Raw genomic sequence first — 21,144 nt, 5'->3', positions numbered from 1 at the left:
GCTTATTTTTGACTTATGTTTAAAAGTCAAGAGTCTTACACAGTAGAAGAAGCAACTAAAAAGTTGGAACACTATTGCGCTTATCAAGAACGTTGTCATAAAGAAGTAAAGCAGAAACTAAGAGACATGAATATGATACCTGAGGCTGCAGATATTATTGTGGTTCATCTTTTGGAGCATAACTTTCTTAATGAAGAACGTTTTGCCAGAGCTTATGCTAGAGGTAAGTTCAGAATAAAAAAATGGGGCAAATACCGAATCACTTTAGAATTAAAGCGAAAGGATATTGCTAAATTTAATGTAAATCAAGCACTTACGGAAATAGATGAAGCGGAATATATAGAAGTGTTTAATGATTTAGCCGAAAAAAAGGTGAATTCTTTAAAGGAAAGTGATAAGTATAAAAAAAGAAAAAAGTTAATTGACTATTTACTATATAGGGGATGGGAAAGTCATTTGGTGTATGAGAAAGCAAGCGAATTGATCAAATAAGACATAAAAAAAACCTTTCATTACTAAATGAAAGGTTTTTTTTATTGACTTGAAAATAAAGACTATAAGTTAAATACGGCTCCAATATTTACAGTGAATTGATTATTTATCTTTTCAGCAGCAGTTAACGCGTCAGAGTTATATTTTGCTAAAGTAGTACCGAATTCAGAAAATACTCCGAAACCACTAGAGAAAAAGTAACGCATCCCTAAGTGACCACCAAAGTTTTTTAAGCTTAAGCTAATACCAGGATATACATCAAAATTATCGCTGATATCTAAAACACTACCTAAATTAGCATTAAAACGTCCTTCTAATTCAATACGGTCTTCAAAATTAGCAGATAATCCATTGCTTAGATTTAAAGCATAACCGGTAACAACACCAATAGATATATTTTCACCGATACCATAATCATAAGTCAATGCAATACCACTTGCGTTGTTTTGAAGATTTGCTCCGATTTGAAGTTTTTGATCTCCTTTTCCTTCAAAAGCTTGTGCACTTACTAAACTTACTGTTAGTAATAATGCCATTAATAGTAGTCCTTTTTTCATTGTATTCAATTATCTTTTAATTTATTGTTTGTGTCGGTAATGGCTTTTTGATTTTTCCAATCAATCCATCTTTGCCCTTTAATCCGACGCATTAAGTTGTCAAAATTACGCATTATAAAGACATTGTATACGGCTTTTGCTAAATTTTTTGGTTGTCTTGCTATGGCCCTTAGGCTCATAGAGAAGCCAGGAGTGATATATTTCATGTAATGCCAATAGCCTTCTGGCATATATAATACTTCGCCATGACTTAAATGACATTGCCAACCTTTGGCATTTTTTAACGCTGGCCACTTAGTAAAATCAGGGTTTGAAAAATCGATGTCTTCTCTTGCTATTAATGCATGAGGGACTTTATATAAATGTTCGTTTTGATTTTGGTCAAATAATATAATTTGCTTTTCACCTTCAAAATGGAAGTGAAATATATTGGCTAAATCTATATCGTAATGCATGAAAGTATAACTATCCTGACCACCAAAAAATAACATAGGTAACCCTTTCATTAATCGTAAGCCAAAATCCGGAAAGGTAAAATCCTTTTGAAGTTGAGGAACTTCTTTTAAAATATTCCAAAGAAATATTCTAAATTTTGTAGGCTCACGTTTTAGTAAATCTACATAGTCACTCATTTTCATTTTAGCGTGGGGCTCATTAAATCCATCTTTATGATCAACGGGTCTGTCATCATACAAAGGGACTATTTTATCTCCAGCAACCGTCTTTATGTATTCTAAATTCCACTTAGTATAGGCAGGCCAATCTGTAATAAACTCTTCTATAACTACAGGTTTTTGAGGCTTAAAATAATGTTTAATAAAATCCTGTTTAGTTATCGTTTTAACTCTTGGTATGTCTTTAAGGTTTAAGCTCAATTTTAAAAATTTATAGCTCAAAGTTAATAAAACGTTACTAAAAGTAGTGTTATTGTTTGTATACTATTTAGTTAAAGTTATATCGCAGTCCAAATAGAATATTACTAGGAGGCATTGGTACATAGCCTGTTTCTATATATTCGGCATCAAAAATATTATTAGCAGTGGCTGTCAATGTAAATTGTTTAACAGTAACATCAATGGAAGCATCCCAAACATTATAGCTGTCCCCCGTTGTACGCTCAGCGTGTTTATAAACAATGTTTTGACTTATGTCTTTAAATAGTTTTGTGCTTAAACGTGATGTAAAATGATGCTTTAATGTGTTTAAAGAGTATTTAGATAAATCTTTGTTTTGGTCTAAGATATCGTCTTCTAAAAAATTATAAGCAACAGCAAAGGTTTGTTTGAAGTCGTTAATATTGAAATTGTATTTTACGTCTATTTCAAATCCTTTTGTTATTACCTCTGTAATATTAGTAGCTGTAAATACTTCTGTAATATTGTTAGGTCTTATAAAGTCTATTAAATCTTTAGAATTACGGTTAAATACTGCTGCGGAAATAGCAAGTTTTGCTGAGTTGTATTTTAACCCAATTTCTTGTGCAAATGCTTCTTCTGGTTTTAAGTTTTCGTTTCCAGAGGTAAATGAATCAGAATAATATAAATCTGTATATGTCGGTATGCGGTAGGTGTAACCAATATTACCATAAGCTTTTAAGTTGTCATTTATTTTGACTCCAACGTCTAAACCTGGATAGGCATAAAATTTAAAGTCTGAAAAATAGGTTACAGCAATACCAGGAGTAACATCAACAGTGTTGTCAAACAATTTAAATTGGTGCTCTAAAAATAAGGTAGACATAAAACGTTGTCTGTTACCTAAGTTATTACTACTAATATAAATTTTAGATAAGTCCACACCAAAACCAGTGGTACCCAATTCAGAGTTGTAAGATGCATTAGCTTCTGCTCCAATTTTATTAGTAATATGTAAGTTTCTGTATACTGTAGGGTTTTCTCTTAGATAAACATATTCGTCTTGATTACGTTTCCAATATAAACGCGGTTTAATGGTTAAATTTTCGGTATTAAATTTAGTCGAAAACCCTATCAAGCTATTTTGTGTTTCTTCATATTGATCCACAGCACTGGCACGAGCATAAAACCCATTTGCACCAAATTTACGCTCTTGAAATGTTGAAATCATTTCTATAGCTTTGTTCTTTTTGTTAAAAACACTTTTTACAAAGTAGTTACTATTATCATAGTCTGTATTGTATATGTATCCTTCTGAAGTCATTTTGTCTATATGTACAATATGTGACGAGTTTTCTAAATTTGAACCAACGGTAACGCCTGCATTAAATTGACCAAATGAACCTGCTTCTAATTTTACAGAGACCGTATTTTTTAAACTGTTTTTTGTTACAATATTGATAGCTCCAGTAAATGCATTTTGACCAAACACCCTTGCAGCTGGGCCTTTTATAACCTCTATACGCTCAATTACCTCAAGAGGTAAAGCGGCGTTCATGGTGTGGTGACCCGTTTGCGCATCGTCCATTTTAATTCCATCAATTAATAATAACGTTTGGTCAAAACCACCACCTCTTATATATAAATCAGCTTGACTCCCTGCTGTTCCACGACGTCTAATATCAACACCTGCAACTTGTTGTAATACATCAGCGACGTTAGTTGCTGCGCTATTTTTTATGTCTGAAGACGAAATAACAGTAATTGTTCTAGAGTTTTCTTTAAATGGTAATTCAATTCTAGAGGATGTTATAATTACAGAGTCTAACTTTTGTTCTTGTTCTAAGTCTTGTGCTTGTATAGTTATAGAGAGTAAAGTAAATAAGTAAGTAAATTTCATAATAATAGTTATACGCATTTTTTGCGGTGCAAAATTCGTAACTTTCCGGATCACTAAAGTAGTCCAGTTTTAAAACAATGCATAGTCCGGTTTATGACATATTAGAATCTTTAATTAGTTTTGAGAAATCGACTACCACGTCAATTTATATTCAGATCTCACAACAGATTATTAATGCCATTCAACGTGGTTATTTGGCGGAAGGAAGTGCTTTGCCAGGAACCCGAAAATTTAGTACATTATTTCAAATAAATAGGAATACTGCGGTTGCTGTTTATGATGAGCTAGCATCTCAAGGATGGGTTGATATCATTGCTAATAAAGGAACTTTCGTGTTAATGCCTGAAAAGAAAACAGCAGCTATAAAAGGTGTCGTTCAGGGTTTAGATAAATTAAAGGCATATCCTGAGACAGCAGGTTTCCCATTTCAATCTTCTTTTAATTTAGCATCTACGGAAGAGTATTCTGTAAGTAAGTATGTTATTAACGATGGACAACCGGATTTAAGATTGCATCCAACACACCAATTTTCAAAATGGTACAGTGCATCAATGAAACGTGGTTCCCTAATTTCAAAATGGAATCAAACCCAAGAACAATCTTATACAACGTTTAGTCGTCAGTTGTGTAATTACTTAAATGCAACGCGAGGATTTCATATAAAGCCAAATAATATTATCAGTACTCGCAGTACAGAGATGAGTTTGTATATTGTGTCACAGCTTTTAATTAAAAACAAAGATGTGGTGCTTGTAGGGAATTTAAGTCATTATAAATCTAATATGATTTTCCAACAAGCGGGTGCCAATATAATTACTATTCCTGTTGATGACCATGGGATTGACGTTGATTTTATTGAAAAGAATTTTACAAAACATAGTATTCGTTGCGTGTATGTTTGTGCACATAGACAATACCCAACTGCCGTAACACTTACTCCTGAAAGACGTTTGAAATTGTTGCAATTGGCGAAAGTATATCAATTTGCTATAATAGAAGACGATTTTGATTATGACTTCCAGTTTGAGGGTTCTGCTATGTTACCTATGGCCAGCTCTGATGGAGAAGGAATTGTTATTTATTTAGGTCGTTTGGGGCAGTCTTTTTTTCCTAGTTTTCAGATTGGATTTGTCGTTGCACCTCAGAATATTATTAATGAAGCTAAAAACTATTTGCAAATTTTAGATAAACAAGGGGATTTAATTCAGAAACAAATACTTACAGAGCTTATTTCTGAAGGCGAAATACATCGTTTAATCAAAAAAAATATAACGATTTATAAACAAAGACGTGATTATTTATGCGCGCGTTTAACTATTCATTTTAAAGATGATGCTACTTGGCAAGTGCCAGTAGGGGGTTTAGCAGTTTGGTTGTGTTTTAAAATACCCGTATCGCTTATTAAGTTAGCAGAAAAAGCAAAAGGACATGACTTGTTTTTACCTAAAACAGTACTCTATCAAAATAAAGACATTTGTGCAATACGATTAGGTTTTGGGCATTTAAATGAAGATGAAATTGATAATGTAATTAAAATTTTAAAGACTTCTTTTGAGGATGTTAAAAGTATGCTTTAGTTTATGTTGTTTGATTTTTATGAGTTTTTTTGTCTATCCATTTAAAGTCGTTTGGTATAGTGGCGTCAAGTAATTCTATATTTAATTGTTCGGAAAGGTTATATCCTATTTGGACTGCTTCTGAAAAGGAGTCTTTTGAGTATAATTCAAAATGTTTGTTTTTATCGTACCATAAGTTTACCACAAAAGTATAACTTCCATCAGTTAAAGGTTTGTAAAAAATTGAAACATAGGTATAGTTTTTAATACTTTTCCATTTTCCAAGTTTTAATGGTCCTACTTCTAGCGTTTTTTTAAATCTTGATTTTTCAATGTCGATATAATTTTTTTTGTTTGAGCATAAACCGGTCGCAACAAGAACAATTAATACGACTGATTTTATCTCCTCAGACAGGTATCTAAAATAGTTATTACTCCAATTAAAGAGGTACAAATCTTTTCCAATTATGTAAACCGCTATTGTAAATAATAAAGCAGCAAGTGGTAATTGCCAAAAAGGTCTATTGTTTTCTGAAATTAGTAAAGTGTTCTTTTTCAAATCAATGTTTTTTATTTTACATCAAATTCAGTGTTACAATTTGCACATCTGTATTTATCTTTAGTGTAGAAGGGAAGTGTGCCTGAAATAAAACCAAAGAGAACCGCTAATTTATCTATCCTTAAATCAGGAAAAGCTAAAGCTGTGCGGTTTTCTACTTTAGAAGCCATCTGTATAGCATTAGACTGTCAGCCAGCAGATATTTTAGAATACACGGAGGATTAAAAAAACCTCACAGATTTTAAAATCTGTGAGGTTTTTTATTTATGATTTAGTAGTAAGGTTATTCAGTTTTACTATCATCTATTTTAGCATCTTCAATAGGTGTTTTGTCTTTACCTTTTAAATATTCAGGTAAATCCATACCAGCCATATTAAACATATCTTGTAAAGGTGGTACTGATTTATACATTCCTGATAAGAAGTTAGCAGTAGATGACTTACCGTCATCACCACTTCCGCCATTCTCCCATACCGTTACCTTATCTATTTTAATATTTTTAATAGCTTCCGCTTGCGTTTTAACTAATTCAGGAAGTTTATCGGCAATTAACAATAATACCGCATCCTTAGAGTTGTTTCCTGCTGCTTTAACAATTTGTTCCATACCAGCTGCTTGCTTGGTTAAAATTTCAAACTGACCTTGTGCTTCGGCTTGTGCTTTAAATAAGATGGCATCAGCTTCCCCTTTAGCAATTCTTCTAATGTTTTCGGCACGTGCTTCTGCATCAATTTCGACTTTACGCTTGTCAATTTCTGCTGGTACAATAACATCGGCCATTTGAGAAGAACGCTCACGTTCTGCTCTTGCAGATTCTGCTATTTGCTCTGCAGCATAAGACTCTTCTAATGCTTTTGCAGTTTGTACTTTTTCTGAAGCAACAGCAACACGTCCAGCTTCCGCTTCACGTTGACGACGTAAAGAATCTGAATTGGCCACTGCAATTTTAGCCGTATTTTCTCCTTCTACTGCTTGTGCATTTGCAGCAGCAACTTGTGTACGTTCATCTTGGACAGCGTTAGCTTCACCAATAGATCCATCTCTAGTTTTCTCTGCAACAGATTTACGAGCGGCGTTAATAGCATGCGCTGCAGCTTCTTTACCTAAAGCTTCGATATAACCAGACTCGTCAACAATATCTGTTATGTTTACGTTAATTAGTTTAAGACCAACTTTCTTTAATTCTGATTCAACACTTTGAGAGATATTAGTTAAAAACTTATCTCTATCACTGTTAATTTCTTCAATATCCATCGACGCTACTACTAAACGTAATTGACCAAAGATAATTTCTTGTGCTAATTCTTGTATTTCACTTTGACCTAAACCTAACAGACGCTCGGCAGCATTTTGCATAATACCTGGCTCTGTAGACACTCCAATAGTAAAACGAGACGGTACGTTAACACGAATGTTTTGTTTTGATAAGGCGTTAACTAGATTTACCTCAATAGATATTGGTGTTAAATCTAAAAATTGATAATCTTGTATTACCGGTAAAATAAAAGCAGCACCACCATGAATACATTTAGCAGATTGTCCACCACCAACTTTACCATAAACGACTAGTATACGGTCAGAAGGACAGCGTTTGTAGCGCCTAACAAGGACAATTAAGAATAAGAAAATAAATAGTACAGCCGCAATAATAGCTACTGGAAATCCTAAATTTAAGGACTCTGGGTTGATTTGTAAGTTCATATTTGTATTTAGTTGTTAAGTTTTTCGATAATTAATATGCCGTTAGACGTTACGGATTTTACTTTGATGACAGTGCCCGTTTTTAAATCTGTTGGATTATCAGTCAGTGCTTCTAGTTCGCGCAATGCGCCCTGAATTCTGACATGTGCTTTTCCTATTGACGATCTGCTGGCACCAACAGTTAAGTAGACTTCACCAATTTGGTTAGTGGCATTTTTATAGTCTAACGTTCCGCTATCGCTTAACTTTCTCATCGAATAAAACATACCAGCCATAATACCCATCATAGCTAAACCACAAATTATAGATATAACGACGGTTAAGCTATAAGAAAAATCAGCATCAATACAGGCAATTCCGGACCATCCGAAAATAGTAAAAAAGCCAACTAGATTTTTTAAGGTTATAAATTGAAATCCAATACCTGTGTCTCCTTCAATGTCCGCATCTACGTCACCAAATTCGTCAGTATCACCTCCTGCAAGGGATAAACCAATAGTTATAATAAATATAAATGAAGCTAGTAATGCGATACTCCAATACAATTTTGGAAACCATTCTAAGCCGTAAAACCAGTCTATCATAATGCGTTGTTTTAAAGATGAAATATAGTGTGTTTGAATGTCTTAAGCAATATTTAAACTAAACGATTTTTGTACACTACTTATTTGTAGTTGTAATTACGGTTTTGTTACAATTAATGTATGTTTTTTTTTGAAGTATATTGCGTTGTAATTAGGTAATGTCTATCTTTAGAAAAGTAATAGGATGGCGTATTAAGTTTTGGAGTGGAGGAGGTTTTTATGTTTGTAAGATATTTTGGTGGGCGTTACCACAAGGGTCAGGCTTTCACTACTCGCTCTCTGCGAGGAGCTCAAACAAACCGTTCAATCCTTAACGCATCATAACTATCTAATGTAATAAAACTATGATAACACTTAAATCAGAAGGCTTAACGCTTTTTACGCCTCAGGCTGTTGATAATGTCGCTGGACATTATTTTGATACAGGAATTTCTGCAGGATTTCCATCACCAGCAGAAGATTTTAAAGGACAACGTCTATCGCTAGACGAAACGTTAGTTAAAAACAAGGACACTACGTTTTATGCTAAAGTTAGTGGGCAGTCTATGATTGGGGCGGGTTTAGACGATAACGATTTATTGGTTATTGATAGAAGTTTAGAGCCTACAAATAATAAAATTGCAGTGTGTTTTTTGGATGGAGAGTTTACTGTAAAACGCTTACGTGTATCGCAAGATGAGGTATGGTTACAACCAGAAAACCCTAATTACCCAATTATAAGAATAACAGAAGATAACAATTTTCTGATTTGGGGTATAGTAACCAACGTGATTAAAAAAGTGTAATTAATTTAGGGAGTTTATATGTGCAATAGTTTTAATAAGATCTTCCTCTTTCTTCAAATCGATGTCATTAGTTTTTATATAGGATTTTATTTCCGTTTTTAATTCGGGGAATAGACTATATAAGGATCTTGATTTAGGCTTAAATTCTATTATATCCTGCTTAGTAGTTAGTATGTAATATTTATCAATAGTTATTGGACTAAAGTTAGCTCGTTTGGCTTTAACATATGAACTGCTAGCTTCTTGTACTTTATTTAGATTTTTTCGCATTGTTTTTAACAATCCAACTTTGGTACTATCTAGTGTTGTTAGTAAAGCGAAATATGAGTATTGATCAGAGTTTTTCTGAGGGTATAGGAACGATTTAAAGGAGTAATTATTTATGGTAATAATATAGTTTGTGTTGGATTTATTGAGATTTAAAACATTATCCGTATTTTGTTTTATCTCAAATAAGTCATTAAAACTGTTATATCTAATTAGAACTTTTTGTTTTATCATATTAACTGATCCGACTTCGAATGCAGGTGTCAAGTATGGCGAGCCTTCTATGTCTTCAAGGGTTAAGGGGTTACCCCCATCATATATTGGAGATATTAATAATCTATTTAACTTGCTATTAGAAGATTCTACATGTGCAAAAAGATCAGTTTGCGCGCTAGCAGTTGCATTGCAGCATGTAATCACAACAAAAAACAGGATTATTTTTCTCATAATTTATATTATTTAATTAAATTTAAAAAAAAAAGGCACAAAACTTAAGTTTTGTGCCTTTTTTTTTAATAAATAAAAAATATTAGTCAGCTAATATAATTACTTTGTTTCCATTCATTTCTAACGTACCAGAATTGATATTTAGTAAAGTGGTGTTTTTGTCACCTTTTGTAAAATGATTTTCAACCTCTTTTTCTAATACTATATTACCACTTATTCTTACAGTTCCTTCTTTTAAAAGAGAGACTATAGGTGCGTGATTATTTAACATTTCAAAGTTGCCATCAATTCCTGGAACAATAACGCTAATTACTTCTCCACTAAATAATGTTGCTTCGGGTGATACTATTTCTAAATACATAATTCTAAGTTTTTAGATTAAGCTTCAGCTAACATTTTCTCTCCAGCTTCGATAGCTTCTTCAATAGATCCTTTAAGGTTAAAGGCAGCTTCTGGTAAATGATCTAAACCACCATCCATAATCATGTTAAATCCTTTGATTGTTTCCTTAATGTCTACTAAAACACCTTTAAGACCAGTAAACTGCTCTGCTACGTGGAACGGTTGAGATAAGAAACGTTGTACACGTCTTGCTCTACCTACAGCCATTTTATCTTCTTCAGATAATTCTTCCATACCTAATATGGCAATAATATCTTGTAATTCTTTATAACGTTGTAATAATTCTTTTACACGTTGTGCACAGTTATAATGCTCATCACCTAAAATATCAGCTGTTAAAATTCTAGACGTAGAATCTAAAGGGTCTACCGCTGGATAAATACCAAGCTCAGCAATTTTACGTGATAATACTGTTGTTGCATCTAAATGCGCAAACGTTGTTGCTGGTGCAGGATCCGTTAAATCATCTGCAGGTACATATACTGCTTGTACAGATGTAATAGAACCTCTTTTAGTTGATGTAATACGCTCTTGCATTGCACCCATTTCTGTTGCCAATGTTGGTTGGTAACCTACTGCAGAAGGCATACGACCTAATAGTGCAGATACCTCAGAACCAGCTTGTGTAAAACGGAAGATGTTATCAACGAAGAAAAGTACATCTTTTCCTTGTCCTTCTCCTGCGCCGTCACGGAAGTATTCTGCTATAGTTAATCCTGAAAGTGCCACACGAGCACGAGCTCCAGGTGGCTCATTCATTTGTCCAAAAACGAAAGTTGCTTTTGAATCTTTCATTATGTTTTTGTCTACTTTTTGTAGGTCCCATCCTCCTTCTTCCATAGAATGCATAAAGTCATCACCATACTTGATAATTCCTGACTCTAACATCTCACGAAGTAAATCGTTTCCTTCACGTGTTCTTTCTCCAACTCCTGCAAAGACAGATAATCCACCGTGTCCTTTTGCAATGTTATTAATTAACTCTTGAATTAATACTGTTTTTCCTACTCCTGCACCACCAAATAATCCAATTTTACCTCCTTTTGCGTAAGGCTCAATTAAGTCAATAACTTTAATACCAGTAAATAATACTTCAGTAGACGTTGATAAATCTTCAAATTTTGGAGCTGATCTGTGTATTGGTAAACCTGCATCTCCAGCTTTAGGTAAATCACCTAAACCATCAATAGCATCTCCAATTACATTAAATAAACGTCCGTAGATATCTCCACCAATCGGCATTTGTATTGGAGCACCAGTTGAAACAACTTCTGTACCTCTACTTAAACCATCTGAAGAGTCCATAGCAATTGTACGTACTGTGTCTTCACCAATGTGAGACTGTACTTCTAATACTAATTTTGAACCATCAGCCTTATTAATTTCTAATGAATCGTAAATTTTTGGTAGTTCAGAACCGGCAGCGAATTCGACATCGATAACTGGACCTACTATTTGAGCAACTTTACCTGTAACTTTTGACATTACTTATCTGTTTAATATTATGGTATTTAATTGAAAGAAAACACCTTCTGTTTTCGCGTGCAAAGATAGGGGTTTTAATTTAATAAGAAAGGGGTTTGTTCTTTTTTATATATGAAAAAACACCTACTTTTAATCTTTAAAAGCAGGTGTTTTTGATTTACGCTATATATTTTTTAATCTAGTGATGACGAATACGTTACACCAAAGTCTTCAGCGATAGCTACATTTCCTGAAGCTATAAAGTTGGAGCCATAAGTAGCATCTATTGCCTCCAGAAATTTGTTAGCCATTAATCCATAACCTCTAGCTGTAAGATGTATACCATCTAAACTAACTAAGCCACCAGTTACTAGGTTTGTCGTTAGGTTATAGTTGTCAAACATAACCCCGCTAGTTGAAGCCTGACTTAAAATTGCATTTAAATCAACTAATGCTAAACCGCTTGTTGCGGCAACAGTTTCTATTGTAGTATTGTAAGCGTCGGTTGCTGTTTTGATTTCTACTTGCTCCGTAGGTAATAATACCCATTTGTCTTCAAGAGGTAAAGTAACACCTTCTACAGAAAACTGACCAGCTAATGCTTGTGGTAAACCTTGTCCCATTAATACCGCTGTATTTGATTCATTAACTTTTCCTATTATGGAGGAACTTGATAATACTAGTAAATCTGTGGAAGTTGCTTGTCTAGTTTGTCCATAAGTGTTACCTAGAAGGTTTGCTACTAATGGTGCAGCTGTAGCGGGTAAACCAAATTGGGCTATAAAAGCAGGGAATGTTGGACTAGCATTTAGCTGTGCACTAATTATGGTTGAAATATCGGCTAAAGTTTCATCTTTAATAACAACTGCACTTGCTGCTGTTTCAGAGAAAACAATTGCTCTAGTAGGATCCACCGCGTTAAATATTGGATTTAATGCTCCGAAAATTGAGTTTAATAGTGGTATTTGAGGTCCAAAATCTGGATTTGTAGGATCTAATGGGTTATGAGGTACAGTTGTGAAGTGTGGTAAATCTGTAATGTAAGGTAAATTGGTTACTACACCTTCTGCCCCGTTACTAGTTAATGCACTAACTAGGCCATTAAAAACTTGTGCAAAAACGTTAGGGTCTGTTATATCATTGCCTCCATAAGTTGTAGGGTCTAAATTACCAGTTTGGTCAACTCCTGTTCCTCCAGAAGTTGCGTAGCTTAAGACATCATTTCCTCCAACTTCACTTAGAATAAAGAAAGTAGGATTTTGCGATATTGCATCCCCTAGCATGGTAGCACCAGCAGAGCTTTGAAAACGACCAAAATAAGGATTTAATGATCCGTATCCTGCAGCCGTCATATGAAAGCTTTTTGCGCCCGGAACCCCAACATTATTAAATGAACTTGCTAAGTTTACACCAGCTATAGTTGTTACGGATGGAACTTGTTCTCCTGAATTTGTTAAAAAAGAATCTAGTCTTTCAGGACCGGAGCCATTGAATACTAAACGATAAGGTAAGTCGTCAGCCCCAGGAATTGGGATAATCATTCCTCCTGTGTTATCATTCATTTCGGGTTGTGAAAAGGGCCCGCCTCCAATATTTGCAAATTGCTTAGCTAACGTGTTTGGAAAAGAATTTTCTTGAGCTGCTTTAAATAAAGCGCCGTCAGTATAACCAGCTGTAAATGATGCTCCTAAAGAAACGAAGTTAGAGAAATCGGCAGAACCAGCAGTTAGTGTTGGCAATATGACAGCATCCATTGGTGGTTGGTCTAAAAACTCCTCAAAATCAGATTCATCACTACAAGCTGTAAAACCAATTGCTATAGCAATAAGTCCTATATATTTTATGTTTTTTAATGTCTTCATTATTATTAGTTATTAATTGTTAATGATGCGTAGTACATAGACCCTATAAATCCAGTTCCAAATGCAGAGAAGTACTCTTTCCCCGTAAGGTTAGTAGCTCCTACTTTTATTACCGATTTTAAACTAGGTACCTTGTAATTGATTTGTGCATCTACTACATGAAACTCTGGTATTATACCACTACCAAATGTAGCTTCCCAAAAATAGTCATCACTAAATCTATAGGCTACATTAAAACCGAAGTTTTCAAATACTTCTGTGTGACCAAAAGAGGCTTTAAATTTATGCTCAGGCGTGTTAAAACTAGTCATGAAGTCAGGATTAGCTGCTCTGTCAAAATCTTGTTTTGTAAAAGTATAACTTCCACCTAAATCGAAACCACCAAGTACTTTGGTTGATAAACCAATAGAAGCACCGTAAGAGTTTACATCGATATCAGAATTTGTATAAGCACTATAAGCTTGGAAATCTCCGTTTGCTAAAGCTGCAACAGATAATCCGCCATCACCAACTGTACCATATAATGGTGCTATTACTACCTCTGAAGAGATAAAGTCTTCGTATTTATTATAGTAAGCACTTAAGTCAACAATTATACTTTCGTATTTACCTCTATAACCAACTTCAATTGAAGTTACTTGTTCTGGTTTTATAATTTCTGGATTAGCTACTGTTAAAAGCGTTGGGTTACCAGAAGCTGCAAAATCAGTTACAGAGCCTGCAGAGTAAGAGTTATTATAAGCGGCAGTTGCGGTTTGAGTAACAGTTGCTGGTTGACCATATGTTGTTTGTCCTGCCAAGCTAATATCATAATCTCCTGAATATCTATCTAAATTGTCAGGGGCAGAACCAACTAATATTGCTCTACCTGTGTCTAATCCAATAAATAAATCTTGAGTCGTTGGATTTCTAAAACCTGTTTGAACAGATGCTCTAACATTGTGGTTTCTGTTTAAAGTTAGGGCTGCAGATAATCTTGGAGAAACAAAGCCATCAAATAATTCTGATTTGTCATATCGACCAGATGCCGTTAATTTTAATTCCATCTCATCATTAATAGCTATATCTTTTTGAATTTGAGAGTATACACCAAATTCTGAATATTCAATTGGTCCATTGCTATCAGTATAAATACTTCCTCCAGAATTTAATTTGTATTTTCTGTAAGACCCTCCAACTTGGATGTCCGCAAAATCAATTAAATGACTTAGATTATAGTTAGCGTCACTATGTAAGTATTTTGAAGCATCTCGGAATTGTGATCCCGTAGCTAAGTTAGGATCTTTTATTATTCTGTTGAAAGCAGAATCAAATTCTGTAGTACCAGGTAAGTAACGACCTGTATCCGCTTGTGCTCGTGCAGTGTCATGTTTTTGTTGATCTGTTAATCCAGAAGGGTTTCCTGATAGTTCTATACCTGCGTAAGTAGCAATATAGTCACCAAACCAATCTTCATCACTTTTCCAAGATCTATTAATGTTAATTCCGGAAAACACCATGTCATATGAATCTCCAGCTTTATCAGAGACTTCATAAACTCGTGCAAAGAAATTATCATTTTTAATTTCGAATTTATGTTGTTGCTGAAAAAAACCATCAATGTTATATCTATTAGTCCCTTGGTAGATTGTCGTACCTGTTCCTACTTTACCAACATAAGATAATTCTAAACTATTACCTTCAATTGGACGGAAATATAAACCCCAGTCAGCTTTAATGCTTTCTGCATTGTAGTTTGTTAAATCACGTTCGTTATATCCAGTTCTACTAACAACAACATCCGGTATTATTCCTAAGCCAGAAGCAGCTCTAATGTTAGTAGAAACCTCGTCTCCGTAGATATTTATACCATCGTAGTTTGTGTTTGATCTTGTTCTAGTTGGATCAATTTTATCAACTTCACTGGTAGCTTGCCAATCCGTACCTTGTAAATATCCAAAATTGATTTTAGCAGCAAATTTATCACTGAATTTATGTGCCATTCTAAGACTTAAATCTGTATATGGGTTATCTCCGGCAGCTTCTTGAGAGGTAATTCCTCTTTTTAGAGCGACACTTACACCTTCATGATCAAATGGGTTTTTACTTCTCATAAATAAAATACCATTAAATGCATTTGCACCATAAAGAGCAGAGGATGCTCCTGGAAGTAATTCTACACTTAAAACATCCGTTTCTGTCATACCTACTAAGTTTCCAATAGGGAAGTTTAAAGCTGGTGTTGAGTTATCCATACCATCAACTAGCTGCATAAAACGAGTATTAGCAAATGAAGCAAAACCTCTTGTGTTTACCGATTTAAAAGTTAAACTATTTGTATTAACATCGACTCCTTTTAAGTTTTCTAATCCATCGTAAAAATCGGCAGAAGCAGTGTTTTTGATTTCTTTAAGTCCAAAACGTTCAACGGTTACAGGGGATTCAAAGATACGTTCTGGTGTTCTAGAGGCCGAAATAACAACTTCGTCTAAAGACGTTCCTTCATTAAGGATCACAGTTATTTTTTGGTTTTTGGAGGTTATTTCTACATCTTTACTAGAAAAGCCAACACTACTAACTTGTACCGTAAATGGTGGGGTTTTATCCGTTGTTAAAGTAAAAGCACCATCAAAATCTGTAGCAGTTCCTGTAGATGTGCCAGCTATTACAACATTAGCGCTTGGAATAGGTTGTTGACTTATGTCGTCTACCACTGTTCCTGTTATTGTTGTTTGTGAAAAAGATAGTCCACAAAAAAACAACAATACAATTGAAAGGATTGTTCTCATTTTTTAGATTTAGTTAATTTAGAAGGACAATATACGTTTTTTAACTAAATTTTAATAAAAAGAGATAAAAAATTATGCGTGCATAATAAGTATTTCCAAAAAAAAGACGCTTCAAAGCTAATTATTCTTAAAAAATTGATAGTTTTTATGAATAATTATAGGTTGTGAAGCGTCTAGGGTAAAAAGGCTTTTAACTACTTTACCGTGCCTAAATGTTCTCCAGTGGGAACCCGCTCATCTCTTATTAAAACTAGCTATTCACTTTGCATGTCTGTAAATTTAGAGTCATCTAACCTATGGGTGTCATTTTATGTCCATATCAGAAGAACTATTTGATATCATTAATAAGTTATATGAGCAAGATAATTTTAACTTTAAACAAATATCTGATATCTTGGATGAGATGAAAAAAGAATTTCTTGAGGCTATTATAGACTCGATAATAGTGAAGTGTGAAGAAGAAAATAAACGACACCTGTTATACTTCAAAATAAAAAGGGTTCCGAAAACGGAACCCAAATATCTATTATGCCTGTAAAACGAGGTCGTAAAAAGTCAAATCAACTCACCCCCGTTCGTGACTACTCCACCGTTACCGATTTTGCTAAATTTCTTGGTTGATCAACATTTTTGTCAAGCATTACAGCAATATGATAAGATAATAATTGAAGCGGGATAGTCGTTAATAAAGGGGTTAAAGACTCAATTGTTTCTGGTACTTCAATAACATGGTCTGCAACTTTTTTAACATCGACATCTCCTTGAGTGACAATACCTATTATTTTACCAGATCGCGATTTAATTTCTTGAATATTACTAACTACTTTTTCATAATGGCCTTTTTTTGTTGCTATAACAAAAACGGGCATTTGTTCATCAATTAAAGCGATAGGCCCATGTTTCATTTCGGCAGCAGGATAACCTTCAGCATGGATATATGATATTTCTTTTAGTTTTAGAGCGCCTTCTAGAGCAACTGGAAAATTGTATCCTCTTCCTAAATACAAGCAATTTTTAGCATCTTTATAGATTTTTGCTACCTTTTTAATATGCTCGTCTGCTTTTAAGGCTTCTTTTACTTTATCTGGAATTAATTCTAATTCTTGTAAGTGACTGTGAAAAACAGAATTTGACATGCTACCATTTGCTTTTGCTAATTTTAAAGCTATTAGAGTCAAAACAGTAATCTGAGTTGTAAATGCTTTAGTAGAGGCAACTCCAATTTCTGGACCTGCATGTGTGTATGCTCCAGCATTAGTTTCTCTAGCTATTGTTGATCCTACGACATTACAGACACCAAAGACAAAAGCACCTTTTGATTTTGCTAATTTTATAGCAGCAAGGGTATCTGCAGTTTCACCGGATTGAGATATAGCAATAACCACATCTTTTTCTGTAATTACAGGATTACGATATCTAAACTCTGAGGCGTACTCTACTTCTACGGGAATTCTAGCAAGGTCTTCAAATATGTATTCAGCTACTAATCCAGCATGCCAAGAAGTACCGCAAGCTACAATGATAATACGATTTGCATTTAGAAACTTTTCAATATTGTCGTCTATTCCAGCCATTCTAATGATACCTTCTTTAGCAAGTAGACGTCCTCTGTAGGTATCCCTTATTGCATTAGGTTGTTCATGAATTTCTTTTAGCATGAAATGCTCATAGCCTCCTTTTTCTATCTGTTCAAGGTTGAACTTAAGTTCTTGCATTGCAGGAGCTACTTCGGAATCATCTTTTATTTTTCTAATCTTTATTTTTTTATCTCTTCGGATAATAGCCATTTCTTCATCTTCAAGATAGATGGCATTTTTTGTATATTCTATAAAAGGGGAGGCGTCACTTGCAATAAAAAACTCATCTTCACCAATTCCTATTGCTAGCGGACTTCCTAACTTAGCAACGACAATTTCATTTGGTTTGTTTTTATCAAATACGGCTATCGCGTAAGCTCCAACTACTTCGTTTAAAGCTAATTGAACTGCTTTTCCGAGTTTGACATTTTGCTTTTTCTTTACTTCTTCTATAAGGTTTACTAATACTTCTGTATCTGTATCCGATTTAAAAGTGTAACCTCTTTTTATAAGCTCTGTTTTTATAGAGGCATAATTTTCTATAATACCATTGTGTATTATTACTAAATCACCAGAGTTTGAGTAATGAGGGTGAGAATTTACATCATTTGGTACACCGTGTGTTGCCCATCTCGTATGTCCTATACCTACATTACCATTAGTAGTTATTTCTTTTTTAACTCGTTTTTCTAGATCGGCAACTTTTCCTTTCGTTTTGCAAAGTTTTATATCAGAGCCATCATATAATGCTATACCAGCACTATCATATCCTCTGTATTCTAGACGTTGTAAGCCTTCCATTACAATTGAATAGGCTTCTCTTTTTCCTATATATCCAACAATTCCGCACATATTCTTTTTAATTTTCTGGTTCTGTGTAAAAAACTTCGAAAGTAGCTCTTACGTTTTCGGGTACATTAGGTGTACTTCCATGTAAAATTGTCCCTTCTGGGGCTATTACAGAACTTTTTGGTACAAAACTAACAGAGTCATCATCTATCGCATCTAGTATTTTAGAATTACCCAAGTAATTTACATTAGTGGATACATAAAGGCCTAGTTGTACATTTGAAGAATCTCTTAACAATATACTATTAAGGTGTTCTGTAAGTCTAATTTTATATTTGACTCCATTGCCATCGCTATCTCTTTCTAATTTAGGAGAATAAATTAGTCTAGAATTAAGTGGGTCCGTAGTGTTAGCTGTTGCGTCAAAATAATAATCCAGTAATGGGGTTTTGTTTTTTAAATCATATAATATGATTCTATCAGGTTCTGTGACACCTCCTTGACCTGTAGGTAAATCTACATAAAAGTTTAAGGCAGCTTCGTTTATTAGCCATTTGTTTTGACGATCTTTAAAGTATTCCAAGGCATCCTGTGTAATATTGTTTTCATCTACTATGTCTCCCTTGAATAGATCAATTACAGCCATTGAACCTTGAAAACCAGATATGAAAAGTTGATCATCGCCATTATCTGTATTACCGTCGGTTAAGGTGATTGGTGATGTTATTTTTTCGAAAGTATTAAACTTGATACTGTTAAAATTAAAGGAATAAGTGTCTCTTTCTCTTTCTCCTGTGGTAGTGTCTTCTACATCAGTTTCGTATCGGACATCAATTGTTGCTGTTGTACCTAGGTTTAGGTAGATCATATTACCGTCATTGCCAGATAATTGTTCTGCCTTAAAAATTAAGCCTCTAAAAGCATTTTTGAAATCTGCCGTATTAGTTAAGTTAGGGTTTACGGAGCCATCAGGTTGGACTAGTAGGTTTTTCCAAGCATCTAATCCAAATTCAGTTGTGGCCGCTAGGTCTAAATAAAGTCCAGGAGCACGATTGTCTTCAAGTTCTTCTTCGCTTGATTCGCCTATGGGAACCTCTTCGATTGCTATGTATTGTGAGCTAGGTGTGAAACCTGTTCCAGTATTACTTTCGTATAAAAGTTCTCCTTGGAAAGTGTTTAGGTTTAAACTAGAATAAGCATTGGAATAATAAGCTTGAGATTCGCTAAAATCGGACTCTGGATCTAAATTACGTAAATAATAGTTGTTTCTATATATGGATAACTTGTAGCCACTAGCACTACTTCCATATAAGGAATCTAAAGAGTAGGTTGTGTTACCATCATCGTCTGTATCTTCGGCTGTGGAATAATATGGTATATATAATTTTACTGATATAACGCTAAGGTTTTCTCCAAAATCAGGATCTAAATCATTGGGTGCTATTTGTGATACTAAGTTAGCTGATGTTAATCCGTAATTTGGGTCGTTATACAAGCCAAGAACGTTACTTGTGAAAGCGTTAGTTTGAACAGGGTCAAGTTTCTTGTTATAAGATACAAGAGGGAATAATTTACTATTTGTAGTAAAATTTTGAGCACCTCTAATATCACTCTCTACATTTACAAAGTCCTTTTCACAAGAAATTGCTGTAAAAATTAGAATCACCAATAAAACCAAAGGTTTGATGACTTTTAATAAGTATGTTTTCATAGATATATCTTAAATATGGTAGTGTTGCGTTAATCTAGAACGCTAGTTGTGTAAAAATTAGTATATGCTTCGCTAAATTCGTCTTTTGCATGATACTCTAAAACAGGTTTTTTAGAGTTTTTAAGATATTTTGTTAGCTCTTCAGGCAAGTCTTCGGATCCAACTATTAACGCGTCAGAACTATCTATAGCAACCTTCATTAAGTTGTTATATGTTGGATCTGCAAGCGTTTTAATTTTATCTTGTTCGATTTTATCAAATTGAATTTTTTTGATTAAATCTGGATTAAGAGTTTTTTCAAAGCCGCTTTTATAAATAGATGTTACTATTTTGCTTTCGCTGAATAATGGCTCGTCTTTGTAAAATTGTTTTAGATATAGAGGTAGTAAAGAAGCTAACCAACCATGTACATGTATTATATCTGGAGACCAATTTAATTTTTTTACAGTTTCAATAACACCTTTAGCAAAGAAAATGGCACGCTCGTCATTGTCTTCAAAAAGATTCCCATCTTCGTCAGTTAATGTCGCTTTTCTTTTAAAGTATTCGTCATTATCAATAAAATAAACTTGGATGCGTTCTTTTGGTATAGAGGCTACCTTTATAATTAAAGGCATATCTAAATCATTTACAATTAAATTAATCCCTGATAATCGGATAACTTCATGTAATTGATGTCTTCTTTCATTGATATTACCATATTTAGGCATGAAAATTCTTATTTGTCCGCCCTGTTGGTTTACCATTCTAGGGGTTTCAAATGACATTGAAGAAATCTCTGTTTCTGGTAAATAAGGCACCACTTCAGATGACACATATAATATCCTCTTATCTTTCATAATATTGTTTAGCTTTTCAGAATTATCAA

General features: G+C 34.0%; 17 protein-coding genes and 1 pseudogene. 4 read left to right on the top strand and 14 right to left on the bottom strand.

What is annotated here, in order from left to right; translation table 11 throughout:
• The first annotated feature begins 15 nt into the window (after positions 1–15).
• On the top strand, positions 16–492 hold the full coding sequence (locus H0I26_RS01835) for a regulatory protein RecX (RefSeq protein ID WP_218700767.1): 477 nt from the start codon (positions 16–18) through the stop codon (positions 490–492).
• Positions 493–554: 62 nt separating this feature from the next.
• On the opposite strand, the gene H0I26_RS01830 is transcribed toward H0I26_RS01835, so the two are convergent.
• The 3 genes from H0I26_RS01830 to H0I26_RS01820 all read right to left on the bottom strand — a co-directional run bounded on the left by H0I26_RS01830 (position 555) and on the right by H0I26_RS01820 (position 3,803).
• On the bottom strand, positions 555–1,049 hold the full coding sequence (locus H0I26_RS01830) for a DUF6646 family protein (protein WP_218700766.1): 495 nt from the start codon (positions 1,047–1,049) through the stop codon (positions 555–557).
• 5 nt (positions 1,050–1,054) lie between these two features.
• Positions 1,055–1,924: a cupin-like domain-containing protein gene (locus tag H0I26_RS01825; protein ID WP_218700765.1), complete on the bottom strand. Its 870-nt coding sequence runs from the start codon at positions 1,922–1,924 to the stop codon at positions 1,055–1,057.
• Between the two features lie 67 nt (positions 1,925–1,991).
• The gene (locus H0I26_RS01820; protein ID WP_218700764.1) at positions 1,992–3,803 is read right to left on the bottom strand and encodes a TonB-dependent receptor plug domain-containing protein; all 1,812 of its coding nucleotides are present in this window, start codon (positions 3,801–3,803) and stop codon (positions 1,992–1,994) included.
• A 77-nt stretch (positions 3,804–3,880) separates the two neighbouring features.
• On the opposite strand from H0I26_RS01820, the gene H0I26_RS01815 reads away from it, so the two are divergent.
• The gene (locus H0I26_RS01815; protein ID WP_218700763.1) at positions 3,881–5,380 is read left to right on the top strand and encodes a PLP-dependent aminotransferase family protein; all 1,500 of its coding nucleotides are present in this window, start codon (positions 3,881–3,883) and stop codon (positions 5,378–5,380) included.
• Between the two features lies 1 nt (position 5,381).
• Here H0I26_RS01815 and H0I26_RS01810 read toward each other — a convergent pair whose 3' ends face one another.
• Complete coding sequence (locus H0I26_RS01810; RefSeq protein ID WP_218700762.1) at positions 5,382–5,918, bottom strand: hypothetical protein; 537 nt, start codon at positions 5,916–5,918, stop codon at positions 5,382–5,384.
• 102 nt (positions 5,919–6,020) lie between these two features.
• Here H0I26_RS01810 and H0I26_RS01805 point away from each other — a divergent pair.
• Positions 6,021–6,143 (top strand): annotated as a pseudogene (locus tag H0I26_RS01805) (helix-turn-helix domain-containing protein); the annotation flags it as partial.
• Positions 6,144–6,201: 58 nt separating this feature from the next.
• Here H0I26_RS01805 and H0I26_RS01800 read toward each other — a convergent pair.
• Both H0I26_RS01800 and H0I26_RS01795 read right to left on the bottom strand, forming a co-directional pair.
• The gene (locus H0I26_RS01800; protein ID WP_218700761.1) at positions 6,202–7,620 is read right to left on the bottom strand and encodes a flotillin family protein; all 1,419 of its coding nucleotides are present in this window, start codon (positions 7,618–7,620) and stop codon (positions 6,202–6,204) included.
• Positions 7,621–7,628: 8 nt separating this feature from the next.
• Positions 7,629–8,204: a hypothetical protein gene (locus H0I26_RS01795; protein ID WP_218700760.1), complete on the bottom strand. Its 576-nt coding sequence runs from the start codon at positions 8,202–8,204 to the stop codon at positions 7,629–7,631.
• Between the two features lie 344 nt (positions 8,205–8,548).
• Between H0I26_RS01795 and H0I26_RS01790 the strand changes: the two genes are divergently transcribed.
• Positions 8,549–8,989: a LexA family protein gene (locus H0I26_RS01790; RefSeq protein WP_218700759.1), complete on the top strand. Its 441-nt coding sequence runs from the start codon at positions 8,549–8,551 to the stop codon at positions 8,987–8,989.
• Here the strand turns inward: H0I26_RS01790 and H0I26_RS01785 are convergent, their stop codons facing one another.
• The 8 genes from H0I26_RS01785 to H0I26_RS01750 form a co-directional block, all read right to left on the bottom strand.
• A complete protein-coding gene (locus H0I26_RS01785; RefSeq protein ID WP_218700758.1) occupies positions 8,990–9,703 on the bottom strand; it encodes a hypothetical protein in 714 nt (237 codons plus the stop codon).
• Positions 9,704–9,785: 82 nt separating this feature from the next.
• Entirely contained in the window at positions 9,786–10,064 is a 279-nt protein-coding gene (locus H0I26_RS01780) for a F0F1 ATP synthase subunit epsilon (protein WP_218700757.1), read from the bottom strand.
• 17 nt (positions 10,065–10,081) lie between these two features.
• A complete protein-coding gene (atpD, locus tag H0I26_RS01775) occupies positions 10,082–11,590 on the bottom strand; it encodes a F0F1 ATP synthase subunit beta (RefSeq protein ID WP_101015556.1) in 1,509 nt (502 codons plus the stop codon).
• Positions 11,591–11,763: 173 nt separating this feature from the next.
• Complete coding sequence (locus tag H0I26_RS01770; RefSeq protein WP_218700756.1) at positions 11,764–13,431, bottom strand: G-D-S-L family lipolytic protein; 1,668 nt, start codon at positions 13,429–13,431, stop codon at positions 11,764–11,766.
• A 5-nt stretch (positions 13,432–13,436) separates the two neighbouring features.
• Positions 13,437–16,199 carry a TonB-dependent receptor gene (locus H0I26_RS01765; RefSeq protein ID WP_218700755.1) on the bottom strand — a complete coding sequence of 921 codons (2,763 nt, stop codon included), beginning with the start codon at positions 16,197–16,199 and terminating at the stop codon, positions 13,437–13,439.
• 581 nt (positions 16,200–16,780) lie between these two features.
• Entirely contained in the window at positions 16,781–18,628 is a 1,848-nt protein-coding gene (gene glmS / locus H0I26_RS01760; RefSeq protein ID WP_218700754.1) for a glutamine--fructose-6-phosphate transaminase (isomerizing), read from the bottom strand.
• Between the two features lie 7 nt (positions 18,629–18,635).
• Positions 18,636–20,276 (bottom strand): DUF4270 domain-containing protein, encoded by a 1,641-nt coding sequence (locus H0I26_RS01755; RefSeq protein ID WP_218700753.1) that lies wholly within the window; start codon positions 20,274–20,276, stop codon positions 18,636–18,638.
• A 29-nt stretch (positions 20,277–20,305) separates the two neighbouring features.
• Positions 20,306–21,115 carry a glycogen/starch synthase gene (locus tag H0I26_RS01750; RefSeq protein ID WP_218700752.1) on the bottom strand — a complete coding sequence of 270 codons (810 nt, stop codon included), beginning with the start codon at positions 21,113–21,115 and terminating at the stop codon, positions 20,306–20,308.
• Between the last annotated feature and the right edge of the window lie 29 nt (positions 21,116–21,144).

The organism is Olleya sp. HaHaR_3_96 (assembly GCF_019278545.1).
Lineage (GTDB): Bacteria > Bacteroidota > Bacteroidia > Flavobacteriales > Flavobacteriaceae > Olleya.
Note: the sequence above shows the minus strand (reverse complement) of the source record. Positions and strands in the feature narration are given on the sequence as shown.